This is a genomic window from Pseudomonas sp. ABC1 (assembly GCF_013395055.1).
In the GTDB taxonomy this organism is placed as follows: domain Bacteria; phylum Pseudomonadota; class Gammaproteobacteria; order Pseudomonadales; family Pseudomonadaceae; genus Stutzerimonas.
Genome location: NZ_CP058349.1, coordinates 3,315,899 through 3,331,442 on the forward strand (window position 1 = coordinate 3,315,899; position 15,544 = coordinate 3,331,442).

At 64.2% G+C, this 15,544-nt stretch carries 13 protein-coding genes; 8 read left to right on the forward strand and 5 right to left on the reverse strand.

Features of this window, described 5'->3' with window-relative positions; genetic code table 11:
- Nucleotides 1–71: 71 nt before the first annotated feature.
- A complete protein-coding gene (locus tag HW090_RS14500; protein WP_179114183.1) occupies nt 72–995 on the reverse strand; it encodes a LysR family transcriptional regulator in 924 nt (307 codons plus the stop codon).
- 200 nt (nt 996–1,195) lie between these two features.
- Between HW090_RS14500 and HW090_RS14505 the strand changes: the two genes are divergently transcribed.
- The 3 genes from HW090_RS14505 to HW090_RS14515 are packed head-to-tail and all read left to right on the forward strand — an operon-like array spanning nt 1,196 to nt 5,378.
- Nucleotides 1,196–3,547, forward strand: coding sequence for a TonB-dependent receptor (locus HW090_RS14505; RefSeq protein WP_179114184.1), 2,352 nt, complete (start codon nt 1,196–1,198; stop codon nt 3,545–3,547).
- Nucleotides 3,548–3,572: 25 nt separating this feature from the next.
- On the forward strand, nt 3,573–4,472 hold the full coding sequence (locus tag HW090_RS14510) for a TauD/TfdA family dioxygenase (protein WP_179114185.1): 900 nt from the start codon (nt 3,573–3,575) through the stop codon (nt 4,470–4,472).
- A gap of 15 nt (nt 4,473–4,487) precedes the next feature.
- The gene (locus HW090_RS14515) at nt 4,488–5,378 is read left to right on the forward strand and encodes a TauD/TfdA family dioxygenase (RefSeq protein ID WP_179114186.1); all 891 of its coding nucleotides are present in this window, start codon (nt 4,488–4,490) and stop codon (nt 5,376–5,378) included.
- A gap of 44 nt (nt 5,379–5,422) precedes the next feature.
- On the opposite strand, the gene rhlB is transcribed toward HW090_RS14515, so the two are convergent.
- Nucleotides 5,423–6,841 (reverse strand): ATP-dependent RNA helicase RhlB, encoded by a 1,419-nt coding sequence (gene rhlB / locus HW090_RS14520; protein ID WP_256930680.1) that lies wholly within the window; start codon nt 6,839–6,841, stop codon nt 5,423–5,425.
- A gap of 99 nt (nt 6,842–6,940) precedes the next feature.
- A complete protein-coding gene (locus tag HW090_RS14525) occupies nt 6,941–7,603 on the reverse strand; it encodes an alpha/beta hydrolase (RefSeq protein ID WP_179114188.1) in 663 nt (220 codons plus the stop codon).
- Nucleotides 7,604–7,974: 371 nt separating this feature from the next.
- Here HW090_RS14525 and HW090_RS14530 point away from each other — a divergent pair, with 371 nt between their 5' ends.
- Nucleotides 7,975–8,628 carry an OmpA family protein gene (locus HW090_RS14530; RefSeq protein ID WP_179114189.1) on the forward strand — a complete coding sequence of 218 codons (654 nt, stop codon included), beginning with the start codon at nt 7,975–7,977 and terminating at the stop codon, nt 8,626–8,628.
- 39 nt (nt 8,629–8,667) lie between these two features.
- Here HW090_RS14530 and dauA read toward each other — a convergent pair whose 3' ends face one another.
- On the reverse strand, nt 8,668–10,374 hold the full coding sequence (dauA, locus tag HW090_RS14535; protein WP_179114190.1) for a C4-dicarboxylic acid transporter DauA: 1,707 nt from the start codon (nt 10,372–10,374) through the stop codon (nt 8,668–8,670).
- Between the two features lie 179 nt (nt 10,375–10,553).
- On the opposite strand from dauA, the gene HW090_RS14540 reads away from it, so the two are divergent.
- The 4 genes from HW090_RS14540 (at nt 10,554) to HW090_RS14555 (ending at nt 13,910) form a co-directional block, all read left to right on the forward strand.
- On the forward strand, nt 10,554–10,841 hold the full coding sequence (locus HW090_RS14540) for a PA4642 family protein (protein ID WP_179114191.1): 288 nt from the start codon (nt 10,554–10,556) through the stop codon (nt 10,839–10,841).
- Nucleotides 10,842–11,125: 284 nt separating this feature from the next.
- Nucleotides 11,126–12,613, forward strand: a complete 1,488-nt coding sequence (gene mqo / locus HW090_RS14545; protein WP_256930681.1) for a malate dehydrogenase (quinone) — start codon at nt 11,126–11,128, stop codon at nt 12,611–12,613.
- 226 nt (nt 12,614–12,839) lie between these two features.
- Nucleotides 12,840–13,424, forward strand: a complete 585-nt coding sequence (locus HW090_RS14550) for a YajG family lipoprotein (RefSeq protein ID WP_179114193.1) — start codon at nt 12,840–12,842, stop codon at nt 13,422–13,424.
- Nucleotides 13,425–13,658: 234 nt separating this feature from the next.
- Entirely contained in the window at nt 13,659–13,910 is a 252-nt protein-coding gene (locus tag HW090_RS14555) for a hypothetical protein (protein WP_256930682.1), read from the forward strand.
- A 120-nt stretch (nt 13,911–14,030) separates the two neighbouring features.
- Here HW090_RS14555 and HW090_RS14560 read toward each other — a convergent pair whose 3' ends face one another.
- On the reverse strand, nt 14,031–15,323 hold the full coding sequence (locus HW090_RS14560; protein ID WP_179114194.1) for an OmpP1/FadL family transporter: 1,293 nt from the start codon (nt 15,321–15,323) through the stop codon (nt 14,031–14,033).
- Nucleotides 15,324–15,544: the final 221 nt, after the last annotated feature.

A 15,544-nucleotide genomic window follows, 5' to 3' on the forward strand; every position in this document is an offset into this window, starting at 1 on the left:
AGAGGGCTGCAGGCGCACAAACCCTCTCCCCCGGCCCCTCTCCCATGAATGGGAGAGGGGAGAAAGCTCTGCTAGCCGATCAGTGGCGAGGTGCCGGTCTGGTCGATCCTGAGCAAGGTGGTGATCATCTCCTGGGCGGCGGGTGCCAGCCGGTAGCCGTTGCGGCTGATGATCGCGCAGTGGGCGCCGCGGGTTTCCAGGTTGCTGGGCATGTTGCGGAAGGTCAGGGCCTGCAGCAGGCCCTGCTGCAAGTGCTCGCGGATGCCTTCCTCGCCGGCGATGCCGAGCATGTCGGTCTGCCGCACGATGCGCACCAGGGCCGCCTGGTCCTCGCATTGCACCGTACTGCTGAAGTCCACCAGCCCACTGAGGCTGGCCAACTGCTTGCGGGTCGCTGGCGGCAGTAGCGGCGTGGCCAGCGGATAGGCGAACAGGTCGTTGGTCGACAGGCTTTCCTTGCTCAGCAAGGGGTGTCCGGCACGGCAGAAGAACACCCCGTCGCGTCGCTTCAGTGGCTGGATATTGAATGTCGGGTCATTGCTGAAATGACGGCTGTCGGCTACGGCGAACTCCAGCTCTTCGCGTATCAGGCTGCGCCCCAGGCGCTCCCAGTTGTCCACCTGCAGCCTGACGAGGATGCCCGGGTGCGCGGTGCTGAAGGCGGCCACCGCGTCCGGCACCAGGCTCTGCAAAGGCGCCGGGCCGCAGCCGAAGTGCAGTTCTCCGGCATCCAGGCGTTTCAGTTGGGTCACTTCGTTGACCAGATTGCGGGCTCCCTGCACCAGCAAGCGCGCATGTTGCAGCACCACTTGCCCTTCCGGCGTAGGGGGCAGCTCCTTCTGGCGACGATCCACCAACTGGCAGCCCAGTTCCTGTTCCAGGTTCTGGATGCTGCGGCTGAAGGCCGGCTGCGTGATGTTCATGGCGTCGGCGCCCCGCACGAAACTGCGGTGTTCGTTCAGAGCCAGCAGGTAGCGCAGCTGTTTCAGATCCATATAGAAAACCGGCATGAAAAATATTAGGCGAATGCATTGGATGCATGTGAAGGCCTGGTTTTAAATGCAGTCTCTTATTCGGTAAAAGAATTATTTGTAATTTTAATAGTTCTTTATCGAATAAATAATATCGCCCCGGAATGACCGGGGCCCTGCCTTGCCGGGGCGCCCCGATGCCCTGAAACGATGAGGAATACGCCATGCCGAGTGATGGAACGGACGCCCTGCGTCTGCAGGTGGCCAAACGCTCACGCTATGCCCTTGCTTCTTTGTTACTGAGTTGCCCGCTGGCGCTTCTGGCGGATGAGGCGGTGCGCCCATCGGCAACGCTGCCAAGGGCCGAGGTGGACGACACCCTGGCGACCGTGACGGTCAGTGCGCGCCGCCGGGAAGAAAACGCCCAGGATGTGCCTACGCCGATCACCGTGCTCGATGGCGCCACCCTGGAGCGGCAGCGGGTGTACAAGGTGCAGGACCTGCAGCAGGTCCTGCCCAGTGTCAACGTCGCCTATATCCATGCACGCCAGTCCAGCGTGGCGGTGCGCGGCATCGGCAACAACCCGGCCAGCGACGGCCTGGAGGGCAGCGCTGGCATCTACCTCGACAATATCTACCTGGGCCGCCCCGGCATGGCGGTGTTCGACCTGCTGGACGTCGAACAGCTCGAACTGCTGCGCGGTCCGCAGGGCACGTTGTTCGGCAAGAACACCACCGCCGGGGTACTCAACATCAGTACGCGCAAGCCTACCTTCACGCCGGAGCGCAGCCTGGATGTCAGCGGTGCGGAGTACGGCCACTTCCAGGCCAAGGGTTCGGTTTCCGGGCCGTTGACGGAGACCCTTGCCGGGCGCCTGTCGGCCTACCGCACGCGCGAGGATGGCTATATCGACAACCGCCATGACAGTCGCACCTTCATCGGCGGCGAGCGCGAGGGGGCGAGGGGGCAGTTGCTGTTCCAGCCGCACGAGGATTTCAGCCTGCGCTGGATCGCCGACTACAACCAGGAAAACTCCGGCAACGGCGTATGGGCGCTGTATGGCGTGTCCGAGCGCTTTCGCGAGCGCGCCGCACTGATCGGCGCCCAGTCGCAGTACGACATCGGCAAGCGCGAGGTGAACATCGACAGCGAGCAGTCGGTGAACGTCTGGCAGGGCGGCACCTCGCTGGAGGCCAACTGGACCCTGGGCAGCGGCCATACCCTGACCTCGGTGACCGGCTACCGCTACTGGCATTTCATCCCGCGCAACGACGCCGACCTGACCGAAGTCCCGGCCATCATCCACTCCGGCGTGGAGGTGCATGACCGCCAGTTCTCCCAGGAAATCCGCCTGGCTTCGCCCAGCGGTGGTGCCTTCGACTATGTCCTCGGTGCCTATGCCTTCCACCAGAACCTGGGCAACAAGACGGTGACCCAGTACGGCCCGGCCGCCGACCTGTTCGTGCTGGGCAGCCCCACTGGCATCTTCAACGATGTGCGCACCCAGACCAACGGCAAGATCGAGACCGACAGCCTGGCGCTGTTCGCCCAGGGCACCTGGCACCTCAGCGACCGCCTGGACCTGACCGCCGGTGTGCGCGGCACCTACGAGGAGAAACGTGCGCGCCTGCATCGCTTTGCACCGTTCGGCGGCGCCAGCCTGCCAGCCGGCCAGGAGGCGATCCGCCAGCGCCAGATGGGCGCGCTGGACACCGGCGAGTTCGGCCTGCACAACGCATCGCCGTCCGGCTTGCTCAGCCTGAGCTATCGCTTCGACGATGACCTGCTCGGCTATGCCAGCCTGGCCCATGGCGAGAAGTCCGGAGGGATCAACCTGAGCGCGCCGGTGGCGGGGCTGGGCAGTGACTCGCTGGTGGTCGGCCCGGAGCGTGCCAACGATGCCGAACTGGGCTTCAAGAGCACGTTGCTGGAGCGCCGCCTGCAACTCAACGCCAACCTGTTCTTGACCGGTATCCACGGCTACCAGGCCACCACCCTGGCCCAGGTGCCCGGCTCGCTGACGGCGGCCCAGGTATTGGCCAATGCCGGCAGCGTGCGCTCGCGTGGTGTGGAGTTCGAAGCCTCGTGGCTGCCGCTGCGCGGGCTGGTGCTGAACTTCAACGGCTCCTTCAACGACGTCACCTACCTGTCGTTCAAGGACGCGCCGTGCCCTAGCGAGATCAGCCTGCAACCCAACCCACCGGCCAGTTGCGACCTGAGCGGCGAACGGGTGGTCGGCGCGTCGAAATGGATCGGCAACTTCAACGGCCAGTATCAGTGGCAGCTCGACAACGGCCTGCAACCCTACCTGGGGCTGGGCTATTCGTACCGCTCCAAGGCGGTCGGCACCCTGGACAACTCCGAACTATCGCGGATCGACGGTTACGGCCTGCTCAACCTCTCCGCCGGTGTGCGCGCCGATATCGGCGAGGGGCAGGCGGATCTCTCGTTGTGGCTGAAGAACGCCACCGACGAGGACTACTACCTGACCAGCTTCGCCTGGACCAACGGCGCCTACACCGCCTCGGTGGGCGCACCACGCACCGCCGGGGTGACCCTGCGCTATGACTTCTGAACCCCTGACCCTTGAGGAAACTGCCATGAGCCAATCCGCTGTCGCTGCTTCGGTCCAGCCCGCCGTGCTGGACATCCATCCCATCTCCGGTCGCATCGGTGCCGAAATCCGAGGCGTGCGCCTGTCCGGCCAGCTCGATGCCGCCACGGTCGAGGCCATCCAGCAGGCGCTGCTGGATCACAAGGTGGTGTTCTTCCGCGGGCAATCGCACCTCGACGACCAGGGCCAGGAGGCTTTCGCCAAACTGCTCGGCGAGCCGGTGGCGCACCCGACGGTGCCGGTGCGCGAGGGCACCCGCTACCTGCTGGAGCTGGACGGCGAACGCCGTGCCAATTCCTGGCACACCGACGTGACCTTCGTCGACGCCTATCCCAAGGCTTCGATCCTGCGCAGTGTGGTGGCGCCCGCTGCGGGTGGCGACACCGTATGGGCCAACGCCGCCACGGCCTACAGTGACCTGCCGGTGGAACTGCGCGAACTGGCCGACAACCTCTGGGCCATCCACAGCAACGAATACGACTACGCCGGCCACAAGCCCAATGTCGATCCCGCGCGCCTGGCCGAGTTTCGCAAGGTGTTCGCCGCCTCGGTGTATGAGACCGAGCATCCGGTGGTGCGGGTGCACCCGGTCAGCGGCGAGCGCAGCCTGCTCCTAGGGCATTTCGTCAAACGCTTCAAGGGGCTGTCGAAGAGCGACTCGCAGGCGCTCTTCGACCTGTTGCAGGGCTATGTCACCCGTCTGGAAAACAGCGTGCGCTGGCGCTGGCAGGTCGGCGACGTGGCGATCTGGGACAACCGTGCCACCCAGCACTACGCCGTGGACGACTACGGTGACCAGCCCCGCGTGGTCCGTCGCGTGACCCTGGCCGGTGAGGTGCCGGTCGCCATCGACGGTCGTCGCAGCCAGACACTGCGTCATCAATGAAACCGGAGCCTTCCCATGAGCCAGACCGCAAGGGCCACTGCCGTGGCCGATGAGTTCCGTATCACCGCCCTGGATGCGCCGCTGGGCGCCGAGGTGCATGGCCTGGACCTGCGCCAGGCACCGTCGCCCCATCAGGTGCTGGCGCTGCGCCAGGGGTTGCGCGACCACCATGTCCTGCTGTTTCGCAATCAGTCGCTGACGGACCGTCAGTACCAGGATTTCGTCACACTGTTCGGCCCGGTGTTCCAGCCGCCGACCGATGTGCCGGTGCTGTCGTCGGGGGCCGACGGCAAGGCGCCGGTGATCGTCAAGGTGGCCAATGCCGAGGATGGCGAACTGGGCAATGCACCGCTGGCGGCGCATATCGACCATCAATGGACGCCAGCGCCTTCGGCCAGCTCCTTTCTGCAAGCGCTGGCAGTGCCATCGAGTGGTGGGGAAACGCTGTTCACCAACCTGGCGCTGGCCTACGAGCGCCTCGACGCGGCGACCCGCGATGAAGTCGATGGGTTGCGTCTGATCACCTACAACCCCTTCGTGCGGATACGCCAGAACGGCGGTTATGGCGGCACCTTCCATGCCTATCGCACCCCGGATATCGAGCCGGTACAGGGCAGCGAGCACCCGCTGGTGCGCACTCATCCAGAGAGTGGACGGCGGCTGTTGTTCCTCAGTGCACGTACCGAGGTGGAAATCCCCGGCTACGATCCCGAACGGGGTGCGGCGCTGATCGCCCGCCTGCGCGAACACCTGGCGCGGCCGGAGCTGACCTATACGCACCGCTGGCAGGTGGGTGACATTCTCTGGTGGGACAACCAGGCGACGTTGCATGCACGCAACGGTTTCCCGGAGGAGCAGACGCGACGCTTGCAGCGCATCAGTATTGGTGGCGGGCGGCCGTTCTGAGCAGGGTGTTACCGGGCGCGCATGGCGCCCGGTAATGGCTGTCGTCAGGAGCGGCGTGGTACGGCGGTGAGCAACTCGGTGGGCGGCATTTCGCAGTGGATCTTGCGGCCGATCAGTTCCTCGATTGGCGGCAGGGCGAAGGCGTCGTCCTCGCCGGCGAAGCTGATCGAGGTACCGCTGGTGCCGGCACGGCCGGTACGACCGATGCGGTGCACGTAGTCGTCCGGGTCTTCCGGCAGGGTGAAGTTGATCACATGGCTGATGCCGTCGACGTGGATGCCACGTCCGGCGACATCGGTGGCCACCAGCACGCGGATCTTGCCTTCGCGGAAGCCTTCCAGCACCTTGATGCGCTTGTGCTGCGGTACGTCGCCGGACATCTGCGCGGCACTGATGCCGTCACGGGTCAGGCGCTCCTCGATGCGGCGTACCTCGTCCTTGCGGTTGGCGAAGACCATCACGCGGGTCCAGTCGTTCTGGGCGATCAGGTTGTACAGCAGCTTGTATTTGTCGCTGGAGGCGACGGCATAGACGTGCTGCTCGACCGTGTCGCTGGCGACGTTCTCCGGTTCGATCTCGACGATGGCCGGGTCGGTGGTCCACTGCTGAGCCAGGTTCATCACGTCGTCGGTGAAGGTGGCGGAGAACAGCAGGGTCTGGCGTTCGGATTTCGGTGGGGTCTGGCGGATGATCTGCCGCACTTGCGGGATGAAGCCCATGTCGAGCATGCGATCGGCTTCGTCCAGCACCATCACCTCGACCATGTCCAGGTGCACTTCGCCGCGCTGGTTAAAGTCCAGCAGGCGGCCCGGCGTGGCCACCAGGATGTCGCAGAAGCGTGATTCGAGGCTCTTGAGTTGCTTGTCGAAGTCCATGCCGCCAACGAAGCTCATCACGCTCAGGCCGCTGTACTTGGTCAGCGCCTCGGCATCCTTGGCGATCTGCACCACCAGTTCGCGGGTCGGCGCGATGATCAGTGCGCGCGGCTCGCCCATGTAGCGCTCCGCCGGAGGGGGCGTCTGCTGCAACTGGGTGATGGTGGAAATGAGGAAGGCGGCGGTCTTGCCGGTGCCGGTCTGGGCGCGGCCGATGGCGTCGCGGCCCTTCAGGGTGTAGCCCAGCACTTGTGCCTGGATCGGCGTGCAATAGGGGAAGCCGAGGTCCTGGATGGCATGCATCAGGCTGTCGGAGAGTGCGAAGTCGTGGAAGCGTGTCTTGCCTTCGGCGGGTTCGACCTGGAAGTCTTCGCGCTTCCAGGCGGGGCGTGCCGGTGTTTCAGGCTTCTTTGGGCGTGCCCGTCGGGTACGTTCTGCATTGCCCGCAGGTTTCTCGCCGGTGCGGGCGGGTTTGGCCGGCTTGTCCTGGCGTTGTGCGGTGGGCGCGGGGGCTGGCTCGGGCTGTGGCGCTACGGCGGGCTGTGGTGCCGCGTCCTGGCCGAAAATCTTCTTGAGTGCTTTGAGCACGGTCATCTCATCATCTGATTCTGGGAAAGTCCGGCGCCAGTGTAATGCAAGACGCCAGCAGGGCGAAGCATTGCCCGCCGTGCCGGTATCTGCGGCGATTCAGTCGCGTTGCAGGCGTTCGGCAAGCCAGTCGCCGATATCGAGTACCTCTTCGGGCAGCACTTCGTGCCCCATCGGGTAGTCACGCCATTGCACGTCGACGCCAGCGGCCAGCAGGCCGTCGTGCGCGGCGCGGCCCATGGCGGTCAGCACCACGTCGTCGCGGGTGCCGTGCAGGCAGAGGGTGGGGCGTTGGCGAGCGTCGGCTGACAGTTGCAGGGCCTCTGGAAAGGTCGGCGCATAGGTGGAGAGGGCGATGACACCGCCCAGCGGTCCCTGCCAGCGCAGGAAGGCCGTGTGCAGGGCGACGGCACCGCCCTGGGAGAAACCGGCGAAGAAGATGCGGGCAGGGTCGATGCCGCTGTTGCGCTGGGCCTCGGCGAGTTCGATAAGGGCCTGGGCGGAGGCTTCCATCTGGTCGCGGTCGATGGCGCGGGCGGGAGACAGGGCGATGATGTCGTACCAGCTTGGCATGCTCCAGCCGCCATTGATGGTGACCGCGCGCGTCGGCGCCTGCGGCAGGATGAACCGGGTCGAGTCCAGGCGCTGTTGCAGGGCGCTGGCGACGGGCTGGAAGTCGTAGCGGTCGGCACCCAGGCCATGCAGCCAGATCACACAGGCATCGGCTTTGTGGCTGGGGTCGATAACGAGTGGTTCGGTCATGGCGAAGGGCTCCCTGGAGGGCTGGAGGATATTGGGCGGCAGGCTATAAGCAGCAGGCGACTGGTTGCAAGCGAAAGCGGGCGCGGTGGTATGGGCGGGGTGATTGTATGAAGGCCGACATACTTGTTCATATGGTGCAGATCACATGGGTTTCCATGGGTAGCGCCCACAGTTGCCCCCTCTCCCGCTTGCGGGAGAGGGGAGAAACACCCCTGCGGCCTGATTGAACTCGTTGTTTCAGCCATGGTCTTTCGGACAGCGTGTTTCCGGTCAGCGGCTTTTCCCGTGGCGCTCCGGTGTTAGTCTTGAGACGCCTTGCAGGCGTGACGAAGGGCACGCCTGCCAACAGAACGTAGATGAAGGAAGACCATATGAAGAAGCTGAGCTTGACTGCCCTGGCTGTCAGTGTCGCGTTGCTCGCGGGCTGTACCAACAATCCCTATACCGGTGAACAGCAGGCTGGCAAGGCTGGGGTCTACGGCGGGATCGGCGCCGCCACGGGGGCAGTGATCGGCGCGGCGACTTCGAGCAAGAAGGACCGTGCCAAGGGCGCGCTGATCGGTGCCGCTGTCGCCGGGGCGGCCGCGGGTGGCTACGGCTACTACGTCGACACCCAGGAAGCCAAGCTGCGCCAGACGTTGCAGGGCACTGGTGTACAGGTGCAGCGCAATGGCGACAACCTGACGCTGATCATGCCGGGCAATATCACCTTCGCCAGTAACTCGGCGGATATTTCCAGCAGCTTCTACCCGACCCTGAACTCCCTGGTGCTGGTGTTCAAGGAGTTCAACAAGAACGGCGTGGACATCGTCGGCCATACCGACAGCACGGGCTCCGCGCAGTTGAACCAGGACCTGTCCACCCGTCGCGCCCAGAGCGTGGCGTCCTACCTGGCCGCCAACGGCGTAGCGGCCAGCCGCATTTCGTCCTACGGTGCCGCCTCCAGCCAGCCGATCGGCAACAATGCTTCGGCGGAAGGGCGTGCGCAGAACCGCCGTGTGGAAATCAACCTGCGTCCGCTGTAATTAGCCGACGCGGTTACCGTGACGCCGGCCTTGCCGGCGTCACGCATGTTCGAGCAGCCCCATGGCCTTGCTGCGCGCCTGATTGAGGTCCCGTGCATGGTGCGGGCGATGGCCTTGCCCGAGGGCATGGCGCAGTTTCAGGCGTATCTGGGCATTGCAGCCCGACAGGATCAGCGCAACCCCTTGGCGCTGGTAGTCATGCAGGACGCTCTCGAAGGCCGCCAGGGCGGTCATGTCCAGCATCGGCACCGCGCTCATGTCGACGATCACCACCTTCACGTCCGGATTGAAACGGCGCAGCACGCCCAGTGCCTTTTCCGCAGCGCCGAAGAACAGCGGGCCGCGTATCGCATAGGCGGCGACGTGCTCCGGCAGCGCCTGCATCTGCCGGGCCTGGATGCGTGACAGGCCCGAGGTGCCGGTCAGGTCGCTCATGCGCTTGATGAACAGCCCCGCCGCCAGCAACAGGCCGACGCCCACCGCCAATACCATGTCGAACAATACGGTCAGCGACAGGCAGGTCAGCAGCACCAGCACATCGTTGCGCGGCGCGATGCGCAGTGTGCGCAGCACATGCGGCGCTTCGCTCATGTTCCAGGCAACCATCAGCAACAGCGCCGCCAGTGCCGCCATCGGCAGGTAGCTGAACAACGGCGCTAGCCAGAGCATGGCCAGCAACACCACCCCGGCATGGATGATCGCCGCCAGCGGTGAAAAGGCCCCTGCGCGCACGTTGGCAGCGCTACGGGCGATGGCTGCAGTGGCGGTGATGCCGCCGAACAGAGGCGCCACCAGGTTGCCGAGTCCCTGGCCGAGCAGCTCGGCGTTGGGGTCGTGGCTGCCACCGGTCATGCCGTCGGCGACCACCGCGCACAACAGTGATTCGATGGCGCCGAGCATGGCGATGGCGAAGGCCGGGCCCATCAGTTGATGCAGCAGTTCATAGGACAGTTGCAATGGCTGGCCGTCGGCACCGGGCAACTGCCAGGGCCAGACGAAGTCCGGCAGGAAGGGTGGAATGCCGGGATGGGAAACGCCATCGACGTCGTAGCTGAAACGCTCGCCAAGGGTTGCCACTTCCAGTCCATTGCTTTCCAGCAGCCAGCCGAGCAGCGCGCCCGCTGCCAGGGCTACCAGATGGCCGGGCACCTTCGGTACCCAGCGAGGCCAGACGATCAGGATCGCCAGGCAGGCGATGGCGACCAGGGCATCGCCCAGGTGGGCGGTGGGCAGGGCACTGGCCAGCATGGAGATGCTTTCCACATAGTTCTGCGGCTGCCCGTCCAGTTGCAGGCCGAGGGCGTCCTTGATCTGCAGGGTGGCGATGACGATACCGATCCCGGCAGTGAAGCCCAGCGTGACCGGGTAGGGGATGAAACCGATCAACCGCCCGGCCCGCAGCAGGCCGAGCAGGATCAGGATCATGCCGGCCATCATGGTGCACAGCAGCAGGCCGCCAAGGCCGTATTGCTGGGTGATGGGCAGCAGGATGACGACGAACGCGGCGGTCGGCCCGGAGACGTTGAAGCGCGATCCGCCAGTGAAGGCGATGAGAGGCGCTGCGACCAGGATCGTATAGAGGCCGTGCTGCGGCGGGACGCCGACCGCGATGGCCAGCGCCATGGCCAGGGGGATGGCGATGATGCCGACCGTCAGACCGGCGCTGATGTCGCCGCGTAGTGACTGGGCGTTGTAGCCCATGCTCAGGGTCTGGCGCCATGCGGCGAACAGAGGCGGCAACTTCATGCTGGCCCTCCCGGGTCGGTAGACAATGGAGCGCCCAACTGTCCGCCTTTTGTTTTCATACGTCCATTGTCGTGTCCCCGGAGTACGACCTTGGTCGCAAGCCGGTCTGGTGCGTTGAGCATGCTGCCTGCGAAGAGTAAACTGCCGCCCCCGTAAGTGTCCGTAGGTCTGGTGACAGCATGCGCAAAGACAAGAAACAGGTGATCGGTGATGAAATCTCGGACGAGTGGGTCAAGCTTTTCCTGGAACCCGAGCCTGCCGATGACACGCCGCCTTCTCTGCACAAGTTGATCAAGGCCTACCGTGGACTGCGAGTGAACGACTTCGAGCGCTTCGTCGCGTTCTTCGTCGAAGCGGGTCATGACCTCGGCGCACGGGATGCCGAAGGCAATGATTTCGTCGCCCTGGTGGCCGATCAGCCACTGGCACAGCCGTATATCGAAGTGATCGAGGCGGCTCGCGCCTGAGCGTAGCGCCTCGTTCGTTGCGGCGCAGGCGCCGCACACCGGATTCACCCGTTGCGGGCTGTCCGTCCAGAGCCGCCAGGTGCGCTCCAGGCAGCAGGTAACGGAAGGAAGGAGGCCAAAAGCCGCCCTTCCATAGTTGGCCGGAGTTTCCAACCGGCCCTCGGGTGCAACATCCCGAGCAGTGACCAGGGCGCGTCTGCGTCGAGGTCGTCTGGCTGGTGGGTTTCACGTGCCCGCGTACTGCGGTCATGACAGTTAATGCTGTGATTCTGGAGAACGCGTTAATGACGCAACACGAAAGCGAAGCAGTGGATGTGGTGTTGGTTGGGGCCGGCATCATGAGCGCAACCCTGGCTGTGCTGCTCAAGGAACTGAACCCCGACGTCCGGCTGGAAATCGTCGAGTTGCGGGAGGCTGGCGCATCCGAAAGCTCCAACCCCTGGAACAATGCCGGTACCGGCCACGCCGGTCTCTGCGAGCTGAACTACACGCCCCAGGGCAAGGACGGCTCGATCGACATCAAGAAAGCGGTGCACATCAACACCCAGTTCGAAGTGTCCAAGCAGTTCTGGTCCTACCTGACCACCCAGTCGGGTTTCGGCTCTCCACGTTCGTTCATCAATCCTGTGCCGCACCTGAGCTTCGTGCGTGGCAGCAAAGACATCGGTTTCCTGAAGAAGCGCTTCGACGCGCTGACCCAGCACCATGCCTTCGCCGACATGGTCTATTCGGAAGAGCGTCAGACCCTGGCCGAATGGATGCCGCTGGTGCTGCCGGGCCGTGCCGAGGATGAGCCGATCGCCGCCACCCGTGCCCTGAACGGTACCGACGTCAACTTCGGCGCACTGACCCTGCAATTGCTCGACTATCTGTCGAAGCGCGACGGTGTGCGTATCTCCTATAGCCACAAGGTGACAGGCCTCGAGCGCAAGGCCGATGGCTGGCAGGTCGAGGCGCGTGATGCCCGCAGTGGCGCCGTACGCCGACTGAATGCCGGTTTCGTGTTCCTGGGTGCGGGTGGTGCCGCGCTGCAACTGCTGCAACTCTCCGGTATCGAGGAAGGCAAGGGCTACGGCGGCTTCCCGGTGAGCGGCCAGTGGCTGCGTTGCGACAACCCCGACGTGGTCAGCCAGCATCAGGCCAAGGTCTACAGCCAGGCCGCCGTCGGTGCGCCGCCGATGTCCGTGCCGCACCTCGACACCCGCGTCGTCGACGGCAAGAAGTCCCTGCTGTTCGGGCCTTACGCCGGCTTCACCACCAAGTTCCTCAAACAAGGTTCGATCCTCGACCTGCCGCTGTCCATCCGTCCGGGCAATATCGGACCCATGCTGGCCGTCGCGCGCGACAACATGGACCTGACCCGCTACCTGATCAAGGAAGTGCGCCAGACCATGGCCGAGCGCCTGGAGTCGCTGCGCGCCTTCTATCCTGAGGCGAAGGATGAGGACTGGCGCCTGGAGATCGCAGGCCAGCGCGTGCAGATCATCAAGAAGGACGAGAAGAAAGGTGGTGTGCTGCAGTTCGGTACCGAACTGGTCGCCGCCGGCGATGGCAGCATCGCTGCCCTGCTGGGGGCTTCGCCGGGTGCATCGGTCACCGTATCGATCATGCTCGATCTGATCGAGCGCTGCTTCCCCGAGCAGGCACGCAGCGAGGCCTGGTCGGCCAAGCTGGCCGAGATCTTCCCGGCGCGTGAGGCGGCTCTGCGTGACAGCGCCGATGTCTATCGCGAAGTCAGTGCGCAGTCCAACCAGCGTCTGGAGCTCGTCTGAGACGAATCACCAGGGCAGTTTTCCTGCCCTGACGCGTTTGGCCAGTGCACATAAGAACCACCCGCAGCTTCGGCTGTCGGGCGGTTTTTTATTGATGTCACTTCCTCCGCTTGGCCACGGTCATCCGCCACTGAAAGGGGCTCCAGCCATTTTTTGTTATGGCTGTGCGGCCATGGCGGCTCTGGATATACTGCGCCCCTTGGATTCATTACCGGGAGAAAGCAGCATGCTTCAGCGTCTTGTGTCGGGTTTCATTGCCGCATCCGTTCTGGTGCTTGCTGGTTGCGCCCATAGCCCGCAGCAACTGGATCCTCAGCCAAAGCTCAACGAAAGCATTGCGGCACTCGGTCGTGGCCAGCCGGTGGTCGTGCGGGTCGTCGATGGTCGTGCGTCGCAGTCCCTCGGCACCCGTGGCGGGCTCTATCCGGAAACCAGCTCCATCATCGTGCCCAGTGCGAAGGTCCTGCCCAGGCTGCAGACCCAGGTCGAGGCCGCCGTGCGTCTGCTGGGTTTCACCCCTACGCCGAACGCCTATAACGCGCCGCAGTTGACCCTGACCCTGGCCGAACTGAAGTACCAGTCGCCGAAGGAAGGGCTGTATGTGACCGAGGCCGATATCAGCGCGACCTACCGCGTCGAAGTGCAGAATGCCGGACGCAGCTACAGTGGCCGTTATGGCGCGTCCCTCAATCAGCGCTTCGGCATGGCGCCCAACGAGCAGACCAACACCAAGCTGATCAGTGAAGTGATGAGCGATGCGTTGACCCGGGTCTTCCGTGACCAGCGCATAGGCCAGACCCTGGCCCAGTGACCTCCATGGACGCCGGCATTCGCCGGCGTCCTGTCGTTCCGGTTATTCGGTGTCTGTGGGTCTCAATAGCTTCCTGAAAAGTCAGGCCTGTGCATTTCGTCTTTCCATGGGGCGAGTCTGGTTCAACCCTTGATACCCTTTCGGGTTGCCCAGGCCGTCAGCGCCTCCGCCGGCAGGTTTTGTCTTCAACCGCCTGGATCGTATCCGGGCCAGCCTTAGAGTGAATGTATTCCCGTGTCCCTGGTGCTCAATTGTCTTGCGCTTATCATCAGTCTCACTGGTTCCTGGGTGCTGGTGACCACACGCCGGCGTCAACGTGTCGTGGCGGCCATGCGGCGGCCCCAGGTCGATGCGTCGAAGCGTGCCCAGCGTGAGCGCCAGGAAGAGGACCAGCGCGAAGCACGCGTCGACTTCGTGTTCTACGCGGCTGGTTTTGCGGGGCTTGGGCTGGGGCTGGCGATATCCTGGCTGAGCCGGATGTTTTGAGCGACGGGCGAACCGTCGCAAGCGCTGCTGGAGTAGGTCCGCAGCCGCCAGGGTGACGCCGTGCGCACCGGCGGCTCGTTTCACCTCCCCCGGTGAGCGCTGTGCATTCCCGTCAATGAATCAGAAGCGGTAGGTCAGTCCCGCGCCGAAGCCGTGTGCGCTGTTCTCGTACTTGGCTGAATAAGTTTGGGAGGCGTTGTTACGGCTGCGATTGACCTTGATGTCTTCTTCCCACAGGTAGCTGTAAGCGAAGTCCAGGGTCACGTCGTCGCTGGGGTTCCAGGCCAGGCCCAGGCTTACGGCGGTACGGTCGCCGGAAGGAACCCGTGGCGAGCGGTCGACGTTGTTGGTCGGGCTCTGGTCGAAGGCCAGGCCGCTGCGCAGTGTCCATTGCGGGCTGAGCTTGTAGGCGGCGCCGAGGGCATAGGCCCAGGTGTCATGCCAGTGCTGTTCTTCGACGATGGGGGCGAGGGTCGGTTGCAACTGGGCGGGTATGCCCTTGTTCTCGATGACCAATGCTTCGAAGCGGCTCCAGCGCGTCCAGGTGGCACCGGCGTAGAGGGTCCACTGGTCGTTCAGCTCGTGGGTGATGGAGAAGTCGAGCGACTCGGGGCTGTCGAGGTCGAGTGAGGCCTTGTACTTGCCTGGGGCGGGTATGCCGGCCGAGGCCAGTTGATCGAACGCCGGGCCTGACAGGCGGGTGTCGCCCTTGAGCCGGTACTCGACTTTGGAGTGGTAGGTCAGGCCTGCACGGGTGTGCGGTGTGAATTCATAAAGAACGCCCAGATTGAAACCGAGTGCCGTGTCGTTGCCTTTGACCTTCACTTGTCCGTCGTTGCTGCCGGGAGTGAAGCGGCTCAGGGAAGCGCTTTCCAACTGGCCGTCGATACGGTTGATGGTCGGTCCGAAGCCGATCGACAACTGCTCGTTGAAGCGATAACTGACGGTGGGTTGCAGGGTGATGACCCGTACTTCGCTGTAGTTACCGAAGTAGCGGCCTTCGAATCCGCTCTCATAGTCGGTGATCATGCCGAAGGGGACGTAGACGCCGACACCGATCGCCCATTTTTCGTCCAGTGGCTTGACGTAGTAACCCATGGGGACGGCAGTGAATGGCACCATGTCGCCGTCGTTGCTGCCGCTGACATAGGACGGGCTGCTGGTGTCGCTGATGTCCGTCTTGGCGTGGAGGGCGGCGATGCCGAAGCTGGCTTCTTCACGTTTCAGGCGGGCCATGCCGGCGGGGTTGCCGAACAGGGTCGAGGCGTCGTCCGCCGCCGACGAGCGGCCGGCGTAGGAGGTGCCCATGCCGCTGATGCTTTGTTCGTTGAGCGCGTAACCTGCCGCAAGGGCCTGGCCAGTGAGTGCACCGACGGTCATGGCCAGTGCGGTTTTCAACCCTATTGTTTTCATTCTTGGCTATCACTCCAGTGGACGGTTTACACCTGCCGTGTTGGACCGGGTTCATCCTGAATGGTGCCGGGCAGGCTCTATTTCGCGGTTTGCGGTCCGTTCGCGGGGGAGTGTATAGCAAGCCGCGGCGTGACCGTTGGGACCGTTCGTGACCGTATGGACGAGGCACCGGGTATGTGGATGTTTCATCGCGAGGGCCGGTCGGGGCGGGTATACTGCGC